The organism is Variovorax sp. R-27 (genome assembly GCF_049913215.1).
GTDB lineage: Bacteria > Pseudomonadota > Gammaproteobacteria > Burkholderiales > Burkholderiaceae_C > Variovorax.
This window is the reverse complement of record NZ_CP183984.1, coordinates 6,888,835-6,909,414: the sequence shown is the minus strand read 5'-3', so window position 1 is coordinate 6,909,414 and position 20,580 is coordinate 6,888,835. Positions and strand designations below refer to the sequence as shown.

22 protein-coding genes are annotated in these 20,580 nt (G+C 67.8%); 15 read left to right on the top strand and 7 right to left on the bottom strand.

The features are described 5' to 3' along the window. Window positions 1-38: 38 nt before the first annotated feature. From ACN9MV_RS32535 to ACN9MV_RS32475, 13 genes are all read left to right on the top strand, one after another. Window positions 39-1,244: a M20 aminoacylase family protein gene (locus ACN9MV_RS32535; RefSeq protein WP_093055126.1), complete on the top strand. Its 1,206-nt coding sequence runs from the start codon at window positions 39-41 to the stop codon at window positions 1,242-1,244. A 17-nt stretch (window positions 1,245-1,261) separates the two neighbouring features. After that, the gene (locus ACN9MV_RS32530) at window positions 1,262-2,263 is read left to right on the top strand and encodes a tripartite tricarboxylate transporter substrate-binding protein (RefSeq protein WP_426390897.1); all 1,002 of its coding nucleotides are present in this window, start codon (window positions 1,262-1,264) and stop codon (window positions 2,261-2,263) included. Window positions 2,264-2,387: 124 nt separating this feature from the next. Continuing rightward, window positions 2,388-2,861, top strand: a complete 474-nt coding sequence (locus ACN9MV_RS32525) for a helix-turn-helix domain-containing protein (protein WP_093174515.1) — start codon at window positions 2,388-2,390, stop codon at window positions 2,859-2,861. After that, window positions 2,855-4,183 carry a type II toxin-antitoxin system HipA family toxin gene (locus ACN9MV_RS32520; RefSeq protein ID WP_426390896.1) on the top strand — a complete coding sequence of 443 codons (1,329 nt, stop codon included), beginning with the start codon at window positions 2,855-2,857 and terminating at the stop codon, window positions 4,181-4,183. Before ACN9MV_RS32525 ends, ACN9MV_RS32520 begins: the two co-directional genes overlap by 7 nt. Window positions 4,184-4,273: 90 nt before the next feature. Further along, window positions 4,274-4,999, top strand: coding sequence for a glycine zipper 2TM domain-containing protein (locus ACN9MV_RS32515; RefSeq protein WP_093174513.1), 726 nt, complete (start codon window positions 4,274-4,276; stop codon window positions 4,997-4,999). 140 nt (window positions 5,000-5,139) lie between these two features. Then, on the top strand, window positions 5,140-6,054 hold the full coding sequence (locus ACN9MV_RS32510) for a dihydrodipicolinate synthase family protein (protein WP_426390895.1): 915 nt from the start codon (window positions 5,140-5,142) through the stop codon (window positions 6,052-6,054). A 48-nt stretch (window positions 6,055-6,102) separates the two neighbouring features. Beyond that, a complete protein-coding gene (locus ACN9MV_RS32505) occupies window positions 6,103-7,236 on the top strand; it encodes a branched-chain amino acid ABC transporter substrate-binding protein (protein ID WP_093055138.1) in 1,134 nt (377 codons plus the stop codon). A gap of 22 nt (window positions 7,237-7,258) precedes the next feature. Then, window positions 7,259-8,194 carry a 4-hydroxyproline epimerase gene (locus ACN9MV_RS32500; RefSeq protein WP_426390894.1) on the top strand — a complete coding sequence of 312 codons (936 nt, stop codon included), beginning with the start codon at window positions 7,259-7,261 and terminating at the stop codon, window positions 8,192-8,194. Window positions 8,195-8,205: 11 nt separating this feature from the next. Further along, complete coding sequence (locus tag ACN9MV_RS32495) at window positions 8,206-9,309, top strand: NAD(P)/FAD-dependent oxidoreductase (RefSeq protein ID WP_426390893.1); 1,104 nt, start codon at window positions 8,206-8,208, stop codon at window positions 9,307-9,309. Then, window positions 9,306-9,554: a (2Fe-2S)-binding protein gene (locus ACN9MV_RS32490; RefSeq protein ID WP_426390892.1), complete on the top strand. Its 249-nt coding sequence runs from the start codon at window positions 9,306-9,308 to the stop codon at window positions 9,552-9,554. Before ACN9MV_RS32495 ends, ACN9MV_RS32490 begins: the two co-directional genes overlap by 4 nt. Next, the gene (locus ACN9MV_RS32485; RefSeq protein WP_426390891.1) at window positions 9,551-10,843 is read left to right on the top strand and encodes an FAD-dependent oxidoreductase; all 1,293 of its coding nucleotides are present in this window, start codon (window positions 9,551-9,553) and stop codon (window positions 10,841-10,843) included. The genes ACN9MV_RS32490 and ACN9MV_RS32485 overlap by 4 nt, the downstream gene beginning before the upstream one ends. Before the next feature lie 29 nt (window positions 10,844-10,872). After that, window positions 10,873-11,559, top strand: a complete 687-nt coding sequence (locus tag ACN9MV_RS32480) for a GntR family transcriptional regulator (RefSeq protein WP_093174501.1) — start codon at window positions 10,873-10,875, stop codon at window positions 11,557-11,559. An 82-nt stretch (window positions 11,560-11,641) separates the two neighbouring features. Then, entirely contained in the window at window positions 11,642-12,571 is a 930-nt protein-coding gene (locus ACN9MV_RS32475; protein ID WP_426390890.1) for a fatty acid desaturase family protein, read from the top strand. On the opposite strand, the gene ACN9MV_RS32470 is transcribed toward ACN9MV_RS32475, so the two are convergent. Beyond that, window positions 12,568-13,455, bottom strand: coding sequence for an EamA family transporter (locus ACN9MV_RS32470; RefSeq protein ID WP_426390889.1), 888 nt, complete (start codon window positions 13,453-13,455; stop codon window positions 12,568-12,570). The two genes, ACN9MV_RS32475 and ACN9MV_RS32470, sit on opposite strands and share 4 nt — an antisense overlap. A gap of 81 nt (window positions 13,456-13,536) precedes the next feature. Here ACN9MV_RS32470 and ACN9MV_RS32465 point away from each other — a divergent pair, with 81 nt between their 5' ends. Further along, window positions 13,537-14,424, top strand: coding sequence for a LysR substrate-binding domain-containing protein (locus tag ACN9MV_RS32465; protein ID WP_426390888.1), 888 nt, complete (start codon window positions 13,537-13,539; stop codon window positions 14,422-14,424). Here the strand turns inward: ACN9MV_RS32465 and ACN9MV_RS32460 are convergent. From ACN9MV_RS32460 to ACN9MV_RS32445, 4 genes are all read right to left on the bottom strand, one after another. Continuing rightward, window positions 14,361-15,575 (bottom strand): acyltransferase family protein, encoded by a 1,215-nt coding sequence (locus tag ACN9MV_RS32460; RefSeq protein WP_426390887.1) that lies wholly within the window; start codon window positions 15,573-15,575, stop codon window positions 14,361-14,363. The genes ACN9MV_RS32465 and ACN9MV_RS32460 overlap by 64 nt on opposite strands. 33 nt (window positions 15,576-15,608) lie before the next feature. Further along, entirely contained in the window at window positions 15,609-16,643 is a 1,035-nt protein-coding gene (locus tag ACN9MV_RS32455) for a MerR family transcriptional regulator (RefSeq protein ID WP_426390886.1), read from the bottom strand. 19 nt (window positions 16,644-16,662) lie between these two features. Beyond that, on the bottom strand, window positions 16,663-16,983 hold the full coding sequence (locus ACN9MV_RS32450; RefSeq protein WP_093174490.1) for a hypothetical protein: 321 nt from the start codon (window positions 16,981-16,983) through the stop codon (window positions 16,663-16,665). A gap of 86 nt (window positions 16,984-17,069) precedes the next feature. Then, window positions 17,070-17,240 (bottom strand): hypothetical protein, encoded by a 171-nt coding sequence (locus ACN9MV_RS32445; protein ID WP_176928792.1) that lies wholly within the window; start codon window positions 17,238-17,240, stop codon window positions 17,070-17,072. A gap of 58 nt (window positions 17,241-17,298) precedes the next feature. On the opposite strand from ACN9MV_RS32445, the gene ACN9MV_RS32440 reads away from it, so the two are divergent. Further along, window positions 17,299-18,768, top strand: coding sequence for an MATE family efflux transporter (locus ACN9MV_RS32440; RefSeq protein ID WP_426390885.1), 1,470 nt, complete (start codon window positions 17,299-17,301; stop codon window positions 18,766-18,768). On the opposite strand, the gene dbpA is transcribed toward ACN9MV_RS32440, so the two are convergent. Beyond that, window positions 18,734-20,185, bottom strand: coding sequence for an ATP-dependent RNA helicase DbpA (dbpA, locus tag ACN9MV_RS32435; protein WP_093076324.1), 1,452 nt, complete (start codon window positions 20,183-20,185; stop codon window positions 18,734-18,736). The two genes, ACN9MV_RS32440 and dbpA, sit on opposite strands and share 35 nt — an antisense overlap. Before the next feature lie 87 nt (window positions 20,186-20,272). Continuing rightward, the gene (gene infA / locus ACN9MV_RS32430; RefSeq protein WP_015867950.1) at window positions 20,273-20,545 is read right to left on the bottom strand and encodes a translation initiation factor IF-1; all 273 of its coding nucleotides are present in this window, start codon (window positions 20,543-20,545) and stop codon (window positions 20,273-20,275) included. Window positions 20,546-20,580 lie beyond the last annotated feature (35 nt).

The following is a 20,580-nucleotide window of genomic DNA, read 5'->3' as shown; positions in this document are numbered from 1 at the left end:
CAGAATCGTCCGCCTCCCACGACAGTGCCCTTGCCGCCATGAACATCGCCGATTCCTTCCTCGCCAACGCCGCCCGTTTCGTCGAGATCCGACGCGACATCCACGCCCACCCCGAACTCGGTTTCGAAGAGCACCGCACTTCCGAGAAGGTCGCGAACCTGCTGACCGGATGGGGCATCGAGGTGCACCGAGGCATCGCCGGCACGGGACTCGTCGGCGTGCTGCGCAAGGGCACGGGCTCGCGCACCATCGGCCTGCGCGCCGACATGGACGCGCTGCCATTGCACGAAGCCAACGAGTTCGCCCACAAGTCGACCAACCCCGGCCGCATGCACGCCTGCGGCCACGACGGCCACACCACGATGCTGCTGGCCGCCGCGTGGCACCTGTCGCAGCAGGGCCCCGGCGACTTCGACGGCACGGTGCATTTCATCTTCCAGCCCGCCGAGGAGATGGGCAAGGCGGGTGCCAAGAAGATGATCGACGAGGGCTTGTTCGAGCGCTTTCCGTGCGACGCGGTCTTCGGGCTGCACAACTTTCCGGTGGGCGACGTGGGCCGCTTCGCGCTCAACGAAGGCGCGCTGATGGCGTCGAGCAACACGTACAAGATCACCGTGCATGGGCGCGGCACGCACGCCTCGATGCCGCACACGGGCATCGACCCGGTGGCGGCGGTGGTCACGCTCGCGCAGCAGCTGCAGACCATCGTGGCGCGCACCATTCCGAGCACCGAGCGTGCGCTGCTTGCGGTCACGCAGTTGCAGGGCTCCGATGCGCCGAACGTGATTCCCGACGTGGCGACGGTGGGCGGCACCATCCGCACCTTCTCCATCGAGGCCATCGACAAGATCGAGGCCCGCCTGCGCGAAGTGGCCGCGGGCGTGGCGGCGGCGCATGGCTGCACGGCCGAGGTGTATTTCAACCGCTCGTCGCCGCCGACCGTGAACCACCCGGCCGAGGCGCGTTTTGCCGCCGGCGTGATGCGCGAGGTGGTGGGCGACGACATGGTGACCGACAACTTCCCCGCCGTGATGGGCGCTGAAGACTTCGCGCACATGCTGCTCGCACGGCCCGGCTGCTATGCCTTCCTGGGCAATGGGGACGGCGATCACCGGCTGGACGGCCACGGGCCCGGCCCTTGCATCATCCACAACACCTCGTTCGACTTCAACGACGAGATCATCCCGATCGGTGCCAGCTACTTCGTGAAGCTGGTGCAGCGCTGGCTGCCGTCGGGCGTTTGAATTTTTCACTGTCGACGATGACGAAGAAAGAAGTGGCCACCCAGATGACCTCCACCCCGCTCACCCGACGTTCATTGACCGCGCTTGCAGCCGCGGCGGTGCTCTGTGCCGTTGCACCGGTGCATGCGCAACAGCGCGTGATCCACATCGTCGTGCCCTTCGCCACCGGCGCGGTGCAGGACACGGTGGCGCGCGCCTTCAACAACGAACTGGGCGCGGCGCTGAATGCCAGCGCCATCGTCGAGAACCGCGCGGGCGCGGGTGGCACCGTGGGCGCGGCCCTGGTGGCGCGCGCGCCGGCCGACGGCAACACGCTGATCCTGGCGGCCGCGAGCCACAACATCGCGGGCTTTCTCTACAACAAGCTGAGCTACGACCCGCTGAAGGATTTCGTCGGCGTGGCCAACGTCGGCAACGCGGGCTATGTTCTGGCGGTGGCGAGCGGCATGAATGTGTCGAGCACGGCCGACTTCATCAAGGAGGTCAAGGCCAACCCCGGCAAGTACAACTACGCCTCGGCGGGCAACGGTAGCGCCACGCACCTCGCGATGGCATCGTTTCTCGCGAAGGCGGGGCTGCAGATGACGCACATCCCGACCAAGTCGACCGGCGAGGCCGTCAACGAGGTGCTCGCGGGCCGCGTGCAGGCGGTGATCTCGTCGAGCATCGGCGTGATCGGCTTCCAGGACGACGCGCGCATGAAGCTGCTGGCTTCCACAGGCCAGTCGCGCAGCCCCTTCCTGCCGAAGCTGCCGACCGTGGCTGAAAGCGGGCTGCCGGGCTACGCCTTCGATTCGTGGATCGGTCTGCTCGCGCCGGCCGCTACGCCCAAGGCAGAGGTCGAGCGCCTGAACGCCGCGGCCAACAAGGTGCTGGCCGACCCGGCGATCCAGGAACGCTTCAAGCGGCTGGGTGTGGAGCCGCGCAGCCAGAATGCGGAGGAATTCCAGAAGCTGCTGCGTTCGGATTGGGATGCGATGGGGGTTGTGGTGAAGGCTTCCGGGGCGAAGATCGACTGAGGCGGTGATCGAATAACGGCCAGGCCTTGTTTCGGAGAAAAACAAGACAGGGCTTGTAACTTATAAAAATACCCCAAAGCTGATATTTTGACAAAATAAGCTATAGCCGATATTCTGGTCGGCGATGGACTATCCCCTTCGCTTCGTCGACCAGCTGCGGCCGCATCTCAAGGCACTGCGGAAGAAGCGCGGCCTGACGCAGGCGCAGGCAGGCGCGCTGGTCGGTGTCAGCCAGGCCCGGATCGCGGAGATCGAAGCGAATCCCGGGGCGGTCAGCTTCGAGCAACTGATGAAGTTGATGGCGGCGTTGGGGGCATCCTTTTCCCTGCAGGACGGGACGTCCCCAAGTCCCATCGCGGACGCCGCGCAGCAGCATCCCGGGGAGCGCGACTCGCTGCCGGACGATGCCGTGAACCTTCCGGAGGGATGGATCGCCAAGAGGATGAGCGATCAATCGGTGCTGGTCCGCCTGCCTTCCGGGCAATCGAGCGCTCCAGGCGCATCGCTTCGCGCGCTTCAGGCGCTGAATCCCGGCAAGGACATCAAGCCGACGTCTCGCCGGAGCTTCGTCGTCCGGCCGAAGAAGGAGTCATGGTGACGCAAGCGCTCGGCGCGTGGATGAACGGGGAGCCCGTTGGCACCTGGTCCGTCGACCACGGCGTCCACACCTTCCGGTACGACCCACGATGGCTCGAATCGCCCCGGCGGCGCTCGCTGTCGTTGTCGATTCCGCTCACCGGCACGCTCGAAGTCCGCGGCGAGGTGGTCCGCAACTACTTCGACAATCTGCTGCCCGACAACGACAGGGTTCGCGCGCGTCTGCGCAATCGCTTCAAGCTCAAGGACGCCAAGACTTTCGACCTGCTCGAAGCCATCGGCCGCGACTGTGTCGGGGCCGTGCAATTGCTGCCCGAAGGCGCCGCGCCGCAGGGCTGGAATGCCGTGAACTGCGAGCCCTTGAACGAAGAGCAGATCGCCGTGCTGCTGCAAGCCGTTCCGTCCGAAGACACCCCGGAAGGCATGCGCGACGAAGACCTGTTTCGCATTTCCCTTGCCGGTGCGCAGGAGAAGACCGCCCTGACTTTCTGGAACGGCGAATGGTGCCGGCCGCATGGCGCCACGCCCACCACGCACATCATCAAGCTGCCGCTGGGATTGATCGGCGGCTCCAAGCGCGTGGACGCCTCGGACTCGGTGCAGAACGAATGGCTGTGCGCACAGATCGTCGAGGCACTCGGCCTGCCAGTGGCACCGACGTCCATGGCCACTTTCGGCGGGCAGACGGTCCTGGTCGTGGAGCGGTTCGACCGCGAGTGGATGGACGGTGGCGCCTGGATCGCGCGCCTGCCGCAGGAAGACTTTTGCCAGGCCATGGGCCTGCCGTCCGACAGGAAGTACGAGCAGCACGGTGGCCCCGGCATGAGCAAGTGCCTGCAGCTTCTGCAAGGCAGCGGGAGCGTGGATGACGGCGCCCGGTTCCTGCTCGCGCAATTGGCCTTCTTTCTGCTCGCCGCCACCGATGGCCATGCCAAGAACTTCTCGATTCACCTCCTGCGCGGCGACGCCTACGAGATGACGCCGCTCTACGACATCATTTCGATGTGGCCGTACTTCGGCAACGGGCCCAATCAGTTCCAGCCGCGCAAGGCGGGTCTGGCCATGGCCATCCGATCCAAGAATGCGCACTATGTCTTTCACACCATCCAGGCTCGCCATTGGCATGGGTTGGCCATGAAGAACGGTGGCATCGACGTCTGGAACGCCATGCTGGACATGGCGGCGTCGGTGGATGACGCACTGAGCGAGGTCGAGGCCCTGTTGCCGTCGGATTTCCCTGCATGGACCTGGGAGTCCATCTCGCGGGGCATGCGAAGCGAGGCCGAGCGGTTCCTCTCAGGTGTGGCCGACATCGCTGTGTAGGACGCCGGTCAATTGACAACGCGCCGCCCGCGTTCATGCTTCCTGATGGGTTTCGGGGCATTCCGCTTCGGACCGTAAAAGGGGCTTTTCATGGATCCGACGTCGCCATTCAACCCGCCTCCGGGCCAGCCGGCGGGCAAGTCGCCCAAGGCGCTGTGGGCCGTGATCGGCGCATTGAGCGTGGCCGTGGTGGCGCTTGGCGGCGTGTTGCTTCACCGGCAGGAGCCGGTCGCGAGTGCGAGTGTTCCGCCGCCAGTCGTTGCCGCAGCATCACCCGCCGCACCGGACGATTTCAAGCCTGAAGCCATGCCGCCAGCGCCCGCAGTGCCGCCCACGGCGGCAGGCCCGGCGCCACAAGCGAGGGCGGCTGCGCCGATGCCCGCTCCCATGCCAGCCCCGGCTATCGAGCCCGGACCTGCGCCAGGCGTGATGAATGCACCACAGGTCGCTGCCGCGCCTCCCGCCCCGCCACCTTGCGCGGTCTGCGGCCATGTCGAATCGGTTCGCCCGGTTCAGAAGCGCATCCAGAACACCTCGGGCGTGGGGGCCGTGGCCGGCGGCGTGGTGGGTGGCCTCGTCGGCAACCAGTTCGGCCATGGCAATGGGCGCGTCGCGACCACGGTGCTCGGCGCGGTGGGCGGCGGCTTCGCGGGCAACGAGATCGAGAAGCACGTGCGCACGGTCACGGTCTACGAGGTGGGCGTGCGCATGGACAACGGCACGCTGCGCACCGTCGAGACGAAGACCGCGCCGCCCATCGGCAAGCCGGTGACGCTCAAGCGGGGCCTGCTGCGCCCCGCGGACGGCCGCAAGTAGCGCGACCTACCCGCTCCCGGATATCACAGAAAAACCGGGCGCGGAAGAGCGCATGCCCGAAAGATATCTTGACCATATATCCTTAATATATTTAAAGTGCGACGCTTCCACACCACCGCACATCCACAAGGAGCGATCAAGTGAGCAATCCCCGCTGGCAAGGCATCTTCCCCGCCGTCACCACCAAGTTCCACGCCGACGAGAGCATCGATGCCGAGGGCACGGCCCGTCACATCGACTTCCAGATCCGCAACGGCATCCACGGCCTCGTCACCTGCGGCTCGCTTGGCGAAGCCAGCACGCTGACGCTGGAAGAAAAGCTGCAGGTCGCGAAGATCGCGCTCGAAGCTGCCGACGGCCGCATCCCGGTGCTGGCCAACGTGTCCGAAACCAGCACGCGCGAAGCGCTGCGCTACGTGGACGGCGCCAACAAGCTCGGCGTGGCCGGCTTCATGGTGATGCCCTCGGTGATCTACGTGGCCGACGCGCGCGAGGCGATGCTCAATGTGCGCACCATCGCCAACGCGGCGCAAAAACCCATCATGGTCTACAACAACCCGGTGGCCTACCGCGTCGACCTGAAGCCCGAGCACATGGTCGAGCTGGCCGACTGCGAATGGATCGCGGCCATCAAGGAAAGCACCGACGACATCCGCCGCATCACCGACCTGCGCAACACCGTGGGCGACCGCTACCAGCTGTTCCTGGGCGTGGACGACCTCGCCTACGAAGGCCTGGCGCTCGGCTGCGACGGCCTGCTGGCCGGCGTGGGCTGTGCCTTCCCGCGCGAGACCGTGGCGCTGTACGACCTGATGAAGGCCGGCAAGTTTTCCGAAGCGCTCAAGCTCTACCAGTGGATGACGCCGATGCTGCATCTCGACGTGTCGACCAAGCTGGTGCAGAACCTCAAGCTCATCGACGTGCTGGTGGGCGTGGGCAGCGAGCACATGCGCCGTCCGCGCCTGCCGCTCATCGGCGAGGAGCGCGCCTTCATCGAAGCGATCGTCAAGAAGGCGCTCGCGACGCGGCCCACTCAGTACCAGTCGGTCATGTAATCGCACACAACGAACGTCCTTTTCATCGTCCCCAACCTAGGAAGAAGCATGAAGACAAAAGCAGGCATGGTTCCGTTTCTAAGCCTCGTGGCCCTCGCCCTTGCAGGCCAGGCGTACGCACAGGAGCAGGTGGTCAAGATCGGTCACAGCGGCCCGCTGTCGGGCCCCAATGCCTTCGCGGGCAAGGACAATGAAAACGGCGTGCGCCTCGCCGTCGAGGAGCTCAACGCGAAGAAGCTCGTCGTCGGCGGCAAGACGCTGAAGTTCGAGATGGTGTCGGAAGACGACCAGTGCGACGCCAAGACCGGCGTGAGCGTCGCGCAGAAGTTCGTGGACGACGGCGTCAAGTACGTCATGGGCCCGTACTGCTCGGGCGTGGCCATCCCGGCTTCGCGCATCTACAGCGAAGGCGGCACCATGGTCTCGACCGTGGGCACCAACCCGAAGGTGACGCAGGGCGGCTACAAGAACCTCTACCGCATCATCGCGAGCGACAACCAGATCGGCTCCAGCATGGCCGTGTATGCGGCCAAGGTGCTGAAGGTGACGAAGGTCGGCGTGATCGACGACCGCACCGCCTTCGGCCAGGGCCTCGCCGAAGAGTTCACCAAGGAAGCCAAGAAGCAGGGCCTGACCGTGGTCGGCCAGGAGTTCACCACCGACAAGGCCGTGGACTTCACCGCCATCCTGACCAACATGAAGGCCAAGGCGCCAGAGGCCATCTTCTTCGGCGGCTATGCGCCGCAGGCCGCGCCCATGGCACGTCAGATGAAGCAGCTGGCCGTGCCCGGCAAGCTGCTGGGAGGCGACACCGTGTGCAGCCCCGCTACCGGCAAGCTCGGCGGCGATGCGGTCAACGACCTGGTGTTCTGCGCGCAAGGCGGCTCCATCCTCGAGAAGGCGCAGAGCGGCCCGGCGTTCAAGGAAAAATTCAAGAAGCGCTTCAACGCCGACCCTGATGCCTACGCAGCTTCGTACTACGACCAGGTGCTGTTCATCGGCGAGTCGATGAAGAAGGCCAATTCCATCGACCCAGACAAGGTGGGCGCGGAACTCTACAAGGCAACGTACAAGGGCGTGGCAGCAACCTATGCCTACGACGACAAGGGCAACATGAAGCAGGCGCCCATCACCGTGTTCACGTTCAAGAACGCGGCCCCGGTGCCCATCGCCAGCTACTGAACGAACGAACGGACGACGCCACATGCAACGCATCCAGGTCATCGACTCGCACACGGGCGGCGAGCCCACGCGCCTTGTGATCGGCGGCTTCCCCGATCTGGGCGGCGGCAGCATGGCCGAGCGCCGTGCGCTGCTGGCCCACCAGCACGACAAATGGCGCGCGGCCGCCGTGCTGGAGCCGCGCGGCAGCGACGTGGTGGTGGGCGCGCTGCTGTGCGAGCCGGTGTCGCCGGATGCGGCTGCCGGCGTGGTCTTCTTCAACAACGCCGGCTACCTCGGCATGTGTGGCCACGGCACCATCGGGCTGGTCGCAAGCCTCGCGCACATGGGGCGCATCGGCGTGGGCGAGCACCGCATCGAAACGCCCGTGGGCACCGTCACGACCACGCTGCACGAAGACGGCTCGGTGAGTGTGCGCAACGTGCCCGCGTACCGGCATCTGCACCAGGTGGCAGTGGAGCTGCCGGGCCATGGCACCGTGCGCGGGGATGTGGCCTGGGGCGGCAACTGGTTCTTCCTGGTGAGCGAACACGGCCAGCGCGTGGCGAGCGACAACCTCGCGGCGCTGACCGACTACACCGCGGCATTGCGCAAGGCACTCTCGGCCCAGGGCATCACGGGCGCGGACGGCGCGGAGATCGACCACATCGAACTCTTCGCCGCGGACGATGAAGGCGCCGACAGCCGCAACTTCGTGCTGTGCCCCGGCAACGCCTACGACCGCTCGCCCTGCGGCACCGGCACCAGCGCCAAGATCGCCTGCCTCGCGGCCGACGGCAAGCTTGCGCCCGGCGAGGTGTGGAAGCAGGCCAGCGTGATCGGCAGCGTCTTCGAGGCCAGCTACGCGATGGACGGCGACAAGGTCATTCCCACGCTGCGTGGCCGCGCGCACATCAGCGCGGAAGCCACGCTGCTGATCGACGACGAAGACCCGTTCGGCTGGGGCATCCGGCTCTGACGCCGCGCGGCATGGACGCGGATGTCATCGTCATCGGCGCCGGCATCGTCGGCGCGGCTTGCGCGCAAGCGCTTGCACAGGCGGGGCGCCGTGTGCTGGTGCTCGATGCGCACATCGGCGGCGCCACCGGCGCGGGCATGGGTCACCTCGTGGTGATGGACGACAACGCGGCCGAACTCGAACTGAGCCGCCATTCGGTCGCGCAATGGCGCGAGCTTGCGCCGCGCATGAGCGAAGACTGCGCGTACAGCGCCTGCGGCACGCTGTGGATTGCCGCCAACGACGAAGAGATGGCCGAGGCCGAGCGCAAGCAGCAGCGGCTGCGCGCGCACGGCATCGACAGCCGGCTGCTCGATGCGCGCGAACTGGCGAGCGCCGAGCCCGCCTTGCGCAAGGGCCTGTCGGGCGCGCTCGAAGTGCCGGGCGACGGCATCCTCTATGCGCCGAATGCGGCGCGCTGGCTGCTCGCACAGGCCGCTGATTCGGTCCGTGTGGAGCACGCGAAGGTCGATGCCATCGAAGACGACGGCGCACTGCGCCTCGCGGACGGCAGCCGCCGCACCGCGCCGCAGATCGTGCTGGCCAACGGCATCCAGGCGACGACGCTGTGCCCTGAGCTTCCGATACGCCCGAAGAAAGGCCACCTGCTGATCACCGACCGCTATCCGGGCACGGTGCATCACCAGCTCGTCGAGCTCGGCTACGTGACCAGCGCGCACCACAGCGACGGTGACTCGGTCGCCTTCAACGTGCAGCCGCGCCCCACGGGGCAGCTGTTGGTCGGCTCGTCGCGCCAGTTCGACACGACCGATCCGACGGTCGAGGCGCCGATGCTGGCGCGCATGCTCCAGCGCACGCTGGACTACCTGCCGGGGCTCGCGAATCTCAACGCCGTACGTTCGTGGACCGGTATGCGCGCGGCATCGCCCGATGGGTTGCCGCTGCTGGGCAAGCACCCGTGGCGCGAGAAGCTCTGGCTCGCCGTTGGGCACGAAGGCCTTGGCGTAACCACGGCGCCGGGCAGCGCGCATCTGCTTGCTGCGCTGATGACCGGCGCGACTCCTGATTTCGATGCGACGCCGTACGCGCCGCGCGGACTGCGGGGGATCGCATGAGCGCCCACACCCTGTTGAACATCGACGGCCACCTGGTCCGCGTGAAGGCGGGCAGCTCGGTCGCCGCCGCGTTGCGTGTGGCTGGTGGCATGGGCGTGGCGCGCACGTCGGTCACGGGCCAGCAGCGCGCGCCGTTCTGCGGCATGGGCGTGTGCCAGGAGTGCCGCGTGCTGGTCGATGGCTGGCGCAGGCTCGCATGCCAGACGGTCTGCGCCGAGGGCATGCGCGTGGAGACCGCGGAATGAACATGGAACATTGCGATGTGCTGATCGTCGGCGCAGGCCCGGCCGGCATGGCTGCTGCAGTGGCTGCCGCGCCGAGCGGTGCATCGATCGTCGTCATCGACGACAACCCCGCGCCCGGCGGACAGATCTGGCGCGACGGCCCCGGCGCGACGCTGCCGCCAGCAGCGCGCAAGTGGCGCGATGCACTCGAGCGTCACGCCAACATCCGCGTGCGCAGCGGCACCCGCGTCGCTGCCGCACCTTCGCCCAACGAGCTGCTGCTCGAAGACGCGGAACGCGCCACGCGCATGCAATGGCGCAAGCTCGTCCTCTGCACCGGCGCGCGCGAGCTGCTGCTGCCCTTCCCCGGATGGACGCTGCCCGGCGTGACCGGCGCGGGCGGCCTGCAGGCGCTCATCAAGGCCGGCATGCCGGTCGAGGGCGAGCACATCGTCATCGCGGGCAGCGGCCCCTTGCTGCTTGCTGCCGCCGCGACGGCACGTGCGGCGGGTGCGAAAGTGCTGCGCATCGCCGAACAGGCTTCGTTCGCCTCGGTCGCGCGCTTCGGTGCCAGCCTCGCGCGCTGGCCGGGCAAGGCCGCGCAGGCAGTGACGCTCGCCGATCCGCAGTACCGCACTTCGTCGCACATCGTCTCGGCGCAGGGTGCGACGCAGGTCGAGTCGGTTCGCCTTCGACAAGGCAGCGGCAGAGAAGTCGAGATCGCCTGCGAGCGCATCGCCTGCGGCTTCGGCCTCACGCCCAACACGCAGCTGGGGCAACTGCTCGGCTGTGCCCTCACGCCCGCGGGCCCAGGTGCGCAGGCCCTGGCGGTCGATGCCTTGCAGGCCACCAGTGTCGCTGGCGTCTATGCAGCGGGCGAGTGCACCGGCTTTGGTGGCAGCGAACGTGCGCTGGCACAGGGCACCATCGCCGGCCATGCCGCTGTCGGCAACGGGCGCGCTGCAAAGACGCACGAGGGCGAACGCGCCCGCTGGAACGCCTTCGCCGCCCAGCTGCACCGCAGCTTCGCACTGGCCGCCGACATCAAGGCCATGCCGCAACCCGACACGCTCGTGTGCCGCTGCGAAGACGTGCCCTTCTCAGCGCTGGCAGCCTGCAGCGGCTGGACAGACGCCAAGCTGCACCGCCGCTGCGGCATGGGCGCGTGCCAGGGGCGCGTCTGCGGTGACGCTGCACAGTTTCTCTTCGGATGGACTCCGCCCGTGCCGCGCCCGCCGCTGTCGCCGGTCCGCATAGCGACACTCGCGGGTCTCGTGGGTCTCGCGAACGACGGCGACGCCCGACAATGACGCCGCCGCATCCGCGGAAAAAGAAAACCATGGCCGCCCCGAAGAAGACTGCTCCAAAGAAGACAAGCTTGCGCGCACCGCCCAAGCGCCGCGCCGCTGACATGGCCTACGACGCCATCGAGACGCTGCTGTCGACCATGCTGCTGAAGCCCGGCAGCCAGATCGTCGAGGCCGAACTCGCCGAGCGCACGGGGCTGGGCCGCACGCCGGTGCGCGAGGCGCTGATGCGCATGGTGTCCATCGGCCTCATCGTGCAGCAGCCGCGCCGCGGACTGCTGGTGTCGGCCATCGACCTGGCCGACCATCTCGACGTGATCCAGACCCGCCGCGTGCTCGAACTGCTGATTGCCGCCTGCTCCGCGCGCCGGGCCACCGCGCAGCAGCGCAAGGAAATCGTTCATTGCGCCGAGATGATGGTCGAGGCCGCGGGCCGCGGCGACCTGAACGACTACATGCAGGCCGACCGCGCGCTGGACCTCGTCAATCACCAGGCGAGCCACAACGATTCCGCGGTGAAGGCGGTGGTGCCGCTGATCGTGCAGTGCAGGCGCTTCTGGTACGCGTACCAGCATGAAGGCGAGATCGTCGAAGGCGCGAATGCGCACCTCGAACTGGCGCAGGGCATCGCGACAGGCGATGAGGCCGCGGCCATCGCGGGCGCCAACCGGTTGATGGACTATCTCGAAGTTTTCGCCCGCAAGATCATCGACAAGTAGCGGCGAGTAGGCCGAAGGGCCTCGCCCGGCACCCGGGGAATTCCGTGTGTTCTACAGCGGCTTGCAGCGCCATACTGGCCTCATGGCCGCCGCTCCCCGTGCCCAACCCGAAGACTTCTTCACCACCGACGAGTGGCAGTCGCTCACCGCGCGTTCGTCGTGGAAGGGCCTGTGGCTGGTGCTGCACTGCTGGGGCGTGATCGGCGTCGCCATGCTGGTGGGCATCGTGTGGCCGTGGACCATTCCGCTGGCGGTGCCCATCGTCGGCGCGCGGCAGCTGGGGCTCTTCATCCTCATGCACGACGCGGCGCATGCTGGGTTGCATCGCAACCGCAAGGTCAACGACTGGGTGGGCTACTGGCTGTGCTCGTCGACGCTGCGCGACTACCGGCCGTACCACCTGCAGCACCATCGCTTCGTGCAGCAGGCCGAAGACCCCGACCTCGTGCTGTCGGCGCCTTTTCCGATCACTCGGGCCTCGATGTGGCGCAAGGTGGTGCGCGACCTGAGCGGGCAGACTTTCTACAAGCAGCGCTTCGGGCACATCGCCGAGGGCATTCGCAAGCGTGCGCCGGGCGAGTCGGCCTTGAAGGTGCTGGGCCGGGAGCTCGAGAAAGACCGCCGCTTTCTCATCGCCAACGGCCTAGGCTTCCTGGCCTTTGCCGTGGCCGGCTACTGGTGGGCATGGCTGCTGATGTGGCTGCTGCCGATGGCGACATGGCTGCCGCTCGTGAGCCGTGTGCGCAACATCGCCGAACACGCGCTTGTCGCGCAGAACGAGGCCGATCCGCTGCGGCAGGCCCGCACCACGCACGCCGGCTGGCTCGAACGCATCCTGGTAGCGCCCTACTGGGTCAACTACCACTGCGAACATCACATGTTCACCAACCTGCCCTGCTGGGCCCTGCCGAACGCGCATCGCCTGCTGCAGCGGCAGGGCGCGATCGTGCGCATGGAAGTGCAGCCCGGCTACCTGAGCCTGCTGAAGCGCGCCACGGCGCTTGCCGCCTAACGGGTGGCCGCAGCAGGCCGCACCAGCGGCTGGGCGCCGCGCTGCGCATGCTGGCTGAGCCAGATGCTCGCGATCACGATGCCGATGCCCGCCACCTGCCACGCCGAAAGGCTCTGCCCCAGCAGCGCCCAGCCGAGGATCACGGCCGTCACCGGGCTCAGGAAGGCCAGCGGCGCGATCGCTGATGGCTCAAGCTTGGCCACACCACGGAACCACACGATGTAGGTCAGCGCGGCGCCCACGAGGCCGAGCCAGCCGAAGCCGATCCAGTTCTGCACCGTGAGCGCGGGCAGCGGCGGCTCCAGCAGCAGCGCCACCGGCAACAGCAGCAGGCCGCCCGCGGTGAGCTGCCAGGCGGTGAAGGTCAGCGCCGACACCGGCGGCTGCCAGCGGCGGCTCAGCACTGTGCCGAAGGCCATCGACACGGCCGCGGCGATGGCTGCGGCAATGCCGATGGCGTCGAGCGCCGCATTCGGCGTGAGCACCAGCAGCGCGACCCCGCCGATGCCGACCACCGCCGCCGCCACCGACAGCGCACGCACCGGCGAGCCCAGGAAGACGCTCGCGAGAAACACCACGAGCAGCGGCTGCACCGAGGTGATCGTCGCCGCCACACCGCCCGGCAGTCGATACGCCGCGAGGAACAGCATGGCCCAGAGGATCGAGAAATTCAGCGCCCCGAGCACGAAGATGCGGCCCCACCAGGCGCGTTCGGGCAGCTTGCGCACGATCAGCAGCAACAGCAGGCCCGCGGGCAACGCGCGCAGCAAGGCGACGGTCAGCGGGTAGTTCGCCGGCAGCAGTTCGGTGGTGACGATGTAGGTGCTGCCCCAGATGGCGGGCGCGGTCGCGGTGAGGAGGATGTCGGTGATGCGGCTGGTCATGCCTCGAATCTAGTGAGTTGACCCTTGGTTGTGAATGCTCGAATAATGAATTGATTCATTACTGTCGGTCGTCAATCCAGCATGGACCATCTCACGGCTCTCAAGGTCTTTCGCACCACCGCGGCCACGGGCAGCTTCGCCGGCGCCGCGCGGCAGATGGGGCTCTCGGCCGCGGCCATCAGCAAGAACATCGCGGAGCTGGAGGCGCATTTGAAGGTGCGGCTCATCAACCGCACCACGCGGCAGATGAGCCTGACGGAAGCGGGCGCAGCCTACTTCGAGCGCCTGTCGCGCATCCTCGACGAACTCACCGAGGCCGATGCCGCGCTCGCGCCCATGGGCAGCAGCCCCGGCGGCGTGCTGCGCGTGAGCGCACCGCTGACCTTTGCGCTCACCTCGCTGTCGCCGGCCATTCCCGAGTTCATGAAGCGCTACCCGAACCTGCGGCTCGAACTCAACCTGCAGGACAGCCGCTCGGACATCATCGGCGAGGGCTACGACCTCGCCATCCGCGGCAGCGACCGGCTGGAAGATTCGAGCCTCGTCGCGCGCAAGCTGATGACCATGACCCACGTGCTGTGCGGCGCGCCCGGCTACTTCGCCTCCGCCGGCCGGCCTGCGCAGCCCGAAGACCTGAAGGCCCACGAGTGCGTGCAGTTCACGCTCTCGGGTCATGCGAACAAGTGGACCTTCAGCCGCGCCGGCCGCAGCGTGGTGGTGCCCATCGACGGGCGCTACAAGGTCAGCTCCAGCATCGCCGTGCGCGACGCGCTGCTTGCGGGCTTCGGCCTGAGCCTGATCCCGCGCATCTATGTCGAGAGCGAGCTGGCTTCAGGCCGGCTGCAGGCTGTGCTCGAAGACTGGGAGGCCGATCGGACGCCCATCTATGCCGTCTACCCCTCGCGTCACTTGGCGGCCAAGACCCGCGCCTTCGTCGACTTCCTGGTCGAGCGCTTTTCCGCGCGCTGACCGTTCAGCAGCGTGCCGAGGCGGGTGTGGCGCACCAGCAGCTGGTAGCTGGCGAGCGCCACCAGCGACGTGGCCGCGATGTTCAGGCCCATCTTCGCGACCGCGCCGAGGGGCGCGTTGAACAGCAGGATGCCGAAGCCGATGGTGCCGAGCATGTGCACCAGGTACACCCAGTACGAGCTTTGCGACAGGTAGGCCAGCACGGCGTTCTGGCGCGGCAGGTAGCGCACGAAGCCGCCGATCAGGGCCAGGCTCCAGAGCCATGCGGTCGCGTTGTAGACGAAGGCGATCCAGAACTCGGGGTGCGGCAGCGACTGGAGACGGTTGCCGCGGAATGCACCCAGCAACACCACCGTTGCCACCAGGAATGCGAGACCGGCCACCGCGTGGCCCTTGCAGCGCGACGCGAACAGCGCCAGCAGCCGCTCCTGCTGGCCGTGCACGTACCAGCCGACCACGAAGAAAAGTCCGCTCTGCACCCATTCGGCCAGCGGCGGCAGGAACGAGCCGCTTTCCGTGACCATGCCGGATGGATAGAAAGTGCCAACGAGCGCCAGGGGCAACGCCAGCACAGCGAAGCCCCAGCGCCGTTCGGCCAGCGTCACGAAGCTTCGGGCCAGCGTCTCGCGCAGCCGTGTCGGCACGAAGCGCTGCAGCCGCACGCCGGCCCAGGCCATCACGCTGAACCAGAACAGCTGGTACAGGAACCACAGGTGCATGGTGTTGAAAGGCGAGCCGCCAGGCTGCCGCGCGGGCGCCAGCGCGGGGGCGATGCCCGGCACGCCGCGTGCCGTCAGGTGGATGTAGACCATCGCCAGCACGGTGGTCGCCACGAACAGCGGCGGCCAGAAAATCGCGAAGGGCAGCGCCAGCCGCAGTGCGCGGTTTCGCAGCATGCCGCCGGCGCCGCGCCGCGCGACCAGCAGCGCAACGAAGAAGCCGGCCAGCATGAAGAACACCGGCATGCGGAAGCTGTGGATGAAGAGCAGCAGCAGGTCCGCGACCGGCGATGTCTTCGGGTCGCGCCATGGCAGCGGCGAATTGATCGTGAGGTGGTTGATCGCCACGTGCAGCACGATGCCGAGCCACATCATCAGGGCGCGGAGGTTGTCGAGCGCGTGGAGCCGTTGGGGCGTGGTTGGGTTGTTCATGCGGCCACTGTCGGGCCTCACGCAACGTCAGGGTCAAGCGCTGCCGGCGGGCGGCGGTGGATTTTTCTGCTGCAGCACGGCCATGGCGCGCATCAGGTACTCGCGCACTTCGGGCGTGGTCACGGCGGCGGCCTGCAGCACCGGCTCCGCGTTCATCGCCCGCATCAGGCGTGCCGCCAGGCCGGGGTCGTGGTTGGTGAAGGCGGCGAACAGGCGCGCCCATTCGCGCGCGATGGCCTGCACCGACTCGTCTTCAGGAGGGACGGCGCGCGCCCGTAGCGCGGCGAGTTCGCCCGCCAGGCGCCGCCATTCGTCCTCGGGCGGGCGGCTCAGGTGCGCGAGATCGTCGGTGCTCAGGTGACGCAGCAGCGCGGCCATGCGCATGCCGATGGCTTCGCCGATGTACTCCACCAGTTCGGCGGGAGGCCCGTCGTCGCTGCGAGCCACGGGCTCGCGCCGGTACATCTCGCCCCAGCGCGTGATGAGGTCGAAGCTGCCGTCCATCCACTGGCCCATCAGCGTCATCCAGCGGGCGGCCAGCGGCTGCACCTCGGGGGCGCCGGCCGGCACGCCGCGCGACATCAGCGCGGCCACCTCGGCCACCAGCGGCGGCCACCGGTCGGCCACGTCCTTCCAGTTGGCCATGAACGACCTGATCTCGGCGGGGCTGAAGTAGCGCCCGTAGGTGGTCATCTTCTCGAGCGTGTCCAGCCAGTCCTTCATGTCGGGCTGGGCGCCTTCGTCCAGGCGCTGCTGCAACAGGCCGAGCCGTTCGCGCAAGGCCGTGGCCTGTGCGATCTGCTGGTCGAGCGATTCGATCTGCCGCGCGATGATGGTGGGCAGCGAGCTGCTCTCCGCGCCCAGCAGGGCGCCGATCTCCGCCAGCGGCAGGCCCAGCAGCCGCAGTGCCTGGATCGCGTGCAGGCGGGCGATGTCGGCCGCGTTGTAGAGCCGGTAGCCGGCCTCGGAGCGTGCCGAGGGCGCGAGCAGGCCGATAGCGTCGTAGTGGTGCAGCGTGCGCACCGTGAGGCCCGTGTGCCGGGCGAGTTCTCCGACCTTGAGCAGCATGGGTCGCTCCGGCAGGGGCTCAGTCCGCTTCGGGCGCCGGCTCGGGCCCTTGCCAGCCCAGCAGCTCGGCCAGCCGCTGCACGATCCAGCCCGCCTCGGCCGCCGATACGCCCGATTCAGGCGTGGCCAGCCCCACGTGGATGCGCCGCAGGATCTCGCTTTCGACCGGCACCTCGGTGTGGTGCTGGATCTGCGCATGGCCCACGAGGTGGCTGGCGAGGTCTTCGCAGATCTCGTAGCGCTCGCGCACCACGCCGATCGGCTCGCTCAGGCGCTGGCGCGCGTCGGTGTACACCGCGAAGAACGAGGGCGGGATGAGGATCTGGTTGTCGTCGGACATTGCGATTTATAGCTGCCCCAATGACAAAACGCGCCCTGGGGCGCGTCTGTCGTGGCTCAGGTGGGAGCCAGGCGGGGGCTGATGGATCAGCCGCCCTTCTTGGCGCGCTTGCCAGGGTTCTTCTTGCTGCGCGTTGCGGTGCCGCGTTCCAGGCTGACCTTCTGGCCGCCACCGGAGCGAGGCGCCGTGTAGCCGGGCAGGGGCGTCGGCTTCGGGGTGGCAACGCGGTCGGCTTCGGTACGAATTTTCTTGGGCATGAAAAGCTCGGGTAAAAGTAATGTTCGAGCCGCAATTAGGCCACATCGAGAATTTCACATGCCAATAGCCGAAACAACCGGCGGTGTCGAGCGCGCGCGCTTCGTTTCGGGGTCGCTGCTGCGGCATGTCTGCGTGATGGCGGGCACCGGGGCCATCGGACTGATCGCGGTGTTCGCGGTCGACCTGATCAACCTGTTCTACATCTCGCTGCTCGGGGAGAAAGCGACGGCCGCGGCGGTCGGCTTCGCGGGCGTGGTGGGGTTCTTTCATGCGTCGCTGTGCATCGGGTTGACCATCGGCATCGCGGCGGTGGTGTCACGCACGGTGGGGGCGGGACGCACCGAGGACGCGCGGCGCATCGGCACCTCGAGCCTCGTGCTGATGACGGCGGTGTCGGTGGTGGTGGGCACGGGCACGGCCTTCTTCCTGCACCCCGCGCTGCAGGCGCTCGGCGCCGAGGGCGAGACGGCGCGACTCGCGCAGCGATACCTCTCGGTGACGGTGCACACGCTGCCCCTGCTGGGCATCGGCATGGCGACTTCCGCGCTGCTGCGTTCGATCGGCGACGCACGCCGCGCGATGACAGTGACGCTCGCGGCCGCCTTCGTGACGGCGGTGCTCGACCCGATATTGATCTTCGGCTTCGGGCTGGGGCTCGACGGCGCGGCCATCAGCGCGGTGGTTTCGCGCATGGTGCTGGCGGCCATCGGGCTGCATGGCGTGATGGTGAAGCACCGCATGCTCGGGCGCTTCGATGCGCAGCAGCTGGCCGGCGACGCCCGCGCGCTCGGCACGGTGGCCGGGCCGGCTGTGCTGACCAATCTTGCGACGCCAGTGGGCGCGGCCTTCGTGACGCATGCGGTCGCGCAGTTCGGGCCGTCGGCAGTGGCGGGCGCGGCCACCATCGACCGGCTGACGCCGGTGGCCTTCGGGCTGGTCTACGCGCTCAGCGGCGCGGTCGGGCCGATCCTTGCGCAGAACCTTGGCGCGGGGCAGTACCGCCGCGTGCAGGAGGGGCTGCGCGACAGCCTGCTGTTCATGGTGGCATCGGTGGCCGTGGCGTGGCTGGTGCTGGCATTGGGCCAAGGCGTGCTGATTCGCGCGTTCTCGGCCGACGGGCTGGCGGCGGAGCTGATCTCGCTGTTCTGCAGCTGGCTGGCCGCGAGCTTCTTCTTCGCGGGCGGGCTGTTCGTGGCGAACGCGTCGTTCAACAACCTCGGGCATCCGCTGCTGTCTACGGCGTTCAACTGGGGGCGCGCCACGCTGGGCACGATTCCATTTGCCTGGTGGGGCTCGCACTACGGCGCGGCCGGCGTGCTGGTCGGGCAGGCCGTGGGCTCGTCGATCTTCGGGTTGCTGGCGGTGGTGGTGGCGTTCCGGCTGGCCGCGAAGCTGGCGCGGCAGGAGGCGCCCGATGCGGCGCCGGCACCGGTGCTCGATGCACCGGTGGCGCCGACCTCGGCGCTCGCTACGCCGCAGCCAGCAGGGGTTGCTACAGGTCCTGCAGCGTCAGCAGCCGCACCTTGACCGACTTGCCCTTCACGCGGCCGCTGGACAGCTTGCGCGCCGCCTCTTCGGCGATGGCGCGGTCGACCGCCACATAGGTCGAGAACTCGTTGACGTTGATCTTGCCGACCTGGTCCTTCGCGTAGCCGCAATCGCCGGTGAGCGCGCCCAGCACGTCGCCGGCGCGGATCTTTTCCTTGCGCCCGCCGACGATCTGCAGCGTGGCCATCGGCGGCTGCAGCGGTGCGCCCTTGCCCGGCGTGAGCTCGGCCAGTTCGTGCCATTCGGACTCGCGGCCTTGCAGCTGCTCGATTTTTCCGACGCTGCCCATCTCGTTCATGCTGGCGAGGTTCAGCGCCAGGCCCTCGGCATCACCCGACTGGCCCACGCGGCCGGTGCGGCCGATGCGGTGGATGTGGATTTCCGAATCGGGCGTCACGTCGACGTTGATTACCGCTTCGAGCTGCGCAATGTCGAGCCCGCGCGCCGCCACGTCGGTTGCCACCAGCACCGAGCAGCTGCGGTTGGAGAACTGCACCAGCACCTGGTCGCGCTCGCGCTGCTCCAGTTCGCCGAACAGCGCCAGCGCACTGAAGCCCTGGGCCTGCAGCACCTCGACGAGGTCGCGGCACTGCTGCTTGGTGTTGCAGAAGGCCAGCGTGCTCACGGGGCGGAAATGATCGAGCAGCAGGCTCACGGTGTGCAGCCGCTCGCTGTCCTTCACCTGGTACCAGCGCTGGCGGATCTTGCTGCCTTCATGCTGGGCCTGCACCGTGATCTGCTCGGGGTTCTTCATGAACTGCTGCGCGAGCTTGGCGATGCCTTCGGGATACGTGGCCGAGAACAGCAGCGTCTGGCGTTCCTTCGGGCACTGGCGCGCCACCTTCACGATGTCGTCGAAGAAGCCCATGTCCAGCATGCGGTCGGCTTCGTCGAGCACCAGCGTGTTGAGCGCCGAGAGGTCGAGGTTGCCGCGCTCCAGGTGGTCCATCAGGCGGCCGGGCGTGCCGACCACGATGTGGGCGCCGTGCTCCAGGCTGGCGATCTGCCCGCGCAGTGCGACGCCGCCGCAGAGCGTGACGACCTTGATGTTTTCCTCGGCGCGCGCAAGGCGGCGGATTTCGGTCGTGACCTGGTCGGCCAGCTCGCGCGTCGGGCACAGCACCATCGACTGCACCGCGAAGCGGCGGGGGTTCAGGTTGGAGAGCAGCGCCAGGGCGAAGGCGGCGGTCTTGCCGCTGCCGGTCTTGGCCTGGGCGATCAGGTCCTTGCCGAGCAGCGCCGGCGGCAGGCTGGCCGCCTGGATCGGCGTCATCTGCGTGTAGCCGAGCTGCGTGAGGTTGGCCAGCATCTGGGGCGAGAGCGCCAGCGCGGCGAAGCCGTTGTCGGCAGGGGCCTGGGCTTGCGGGCCGCCGGCTGTGGGATTGGGTGTGGTCATCGTTCAGCAGCCGGACAGACGCACGAATGACAAAGGCCTTGCCGACGCCCGTCGCGGGGCGCCGCAAGGCCTTTCGTCAGTCGCGGATCAGCGGCGGGGTGCGTTGTTGTTGCCGGAGTTGGTCGGCGGCGGGCCGCGACGTTCCAGGTGACGGAAGGTGATACGTCCCTTGGTCAGGTCGTAGGGCGAGAGTTCGAGCGACACCTTGTCACCCGCCAGGATGCGGATGTGGTGCTTGCGCATCTTGCCGCCGCTGTAGGCGATCAGCTGATGGCCGTTGTCCAGCGTGACGCGGTAGCGCGAGTCGGGCAGGACTTCGGTCACTGCGCCGTTCATTTCGATCAGTTCTTCCTTGGGCATGTGTGGTTACCTCTGAATCGTTCGATGTGTGTTGG

Bases quoted from the DNA above. Each gene is read 5' to 3' on its own strand.
- ACN9MV_RS32535 (WP_093055126.1), top strand. From the start codon at position 39: ATGAACATCGCCGATTCCTTCCTCGCCAACGCCGCCCGTTTCGTCGAG.
- ACN9MV_RS32530 (WP_426390897.1), top strand. From the start codon at position 1,262: ATGACGAAGAAAGAAGTGGCCACCCAGATGACCTCCACCCCGCTCACC.
- ACN9MV_RS32525 (WP_093174515.1), top strand. From the start codon at position 2,388: ATGGACTATCCCCTTCGCTTCGTCGACCAGCTGCGGCCGCATCTCAAG.
- ACN9MV_RS32520 (WP_426390896.1), top strand. From the start codon at position 2,855: ATGGTGACGCAAGCGCTCGGCGCGTGGATGAACGGGGAGCCCGTTGGC.
- ACN9MV_RS32515 (WP_093174513.1), top strand. From the start codon at position 4,274: ATGGATCCGACGTCGCCATTCAACCCGCCTCCGGGCCAGCCGGCGGGC.
- ACN9MV_RS32505 (WP_093055138.1), top strand. From the start codon at position 6,103: ATGAAGACAAAAGCAGGCATGGTTCCGTTTCTAAGCCTCGTGGCCCTC.
- ACN9MV_RS32500 (WP_426390894.1), top strand. From the start codon at position 7,259: ATGCAACGCATCCAGGTCATCGACTCGCACACGGGCGGCGAGCCCACG.
- ACN9MV_RS32495 (WP_426390893.1), top strand. From the start codon at position 8,206: ATGGACGCGGATGTCATCGTCATCGGCGCCGGCATCGTCGGCGCGGCT.
- ACN9MV_RS32490 (WP_426390892.1), top strand. From the start codon at position 9,306: ATGAGCGCCCACACCCTGTTGAACATCGACGGCCACCTGGTCCGCGTG.
- ACN9MV_RS32485 (WP_426390891.1), top strand. From the start codon at position 9,551: ATGAACATGGAACATTGCGATGTGCTGATCGTCGGCGCAGGCCCGGCC.
- ACN9MV_RS32480 (WP_093174501.1), top strand. From the start codon at position 10,873: ATGGCCGCCCCGAAGAAGACTGCTCCAAAGAAGACAAGCTTGCGCGCA.
- ACN9MV_RS32475 (WP_426390890.1), top strand. From the start codon at position 11,642: ATGGCCGCCGCTCCCCGTGCCCAACCCGAAGACTTCTTCACCACCGAC.
- ACN9MV_RS32470 (WP_426390889.1), bottom strand. From the start codon at position 13,455: ATGACCAGCCGCATCACCGACATCCTCCTCACCGCGACCGCGCCCGCC.
- ACN9MV_RS32465 (WP_426390888.1), top strand. From the start codon at position 13,537: ATGGACCATCTCACGGCTCTCAAGGTCTTTCGCACCACCGCGGCCACG.
- ACN9MV_RS32460 (WP_426390887.1), bottom strand. From the start codon at position 15,575: ATGAACAACCCAACCACGCCCCAACGGCTCCACGCGCTCGACAACCTC.
- ACN9MV_RS32455 (WP_426390886.1), bottom strand. From the start codon at position 16,643: ATGCTGCTCAAGGTCGGAGAACTCGCCCGGCACACGGGCCTCACGGTG.
- ACN9MV_RS32450 (WP_093174490.1), bottom strand. From the start codon at position 16,983: ATGTCCGACGACAACCAGATCCTCATCCCGCCCTCGTTCTTCGCGGTG.
- ACN9MV_RS32445 (WP_176928792.1), bottom strand. From the start codon at position 17,240: ATGCCCAAGAAAATTCGTACCGAAGCCGACCGCGTTGCCACCCCGAAG.
- ACN9MV_RS32440 (WP_426390885.1), top strand. From the start codon at position 17,299: ATGCCAATAGCCGAAACAACCGGCGGTGTCGAGCGCGCGCGCTTCGTT.
- dbpA (WP_093076324.1), bottom strand. From the start codon at position 20,185: ATGACCACACCCAATCCCACAGCCGGCGGCCCGCAAGCCCAGGCCCCT.
- infA (WP_015867950.1), bottom strand. From the start codon at position 20,545: ATGCCCAAGGAAGAACTGATCGAAATGAACGGCGCAGTGACCGAAGTC.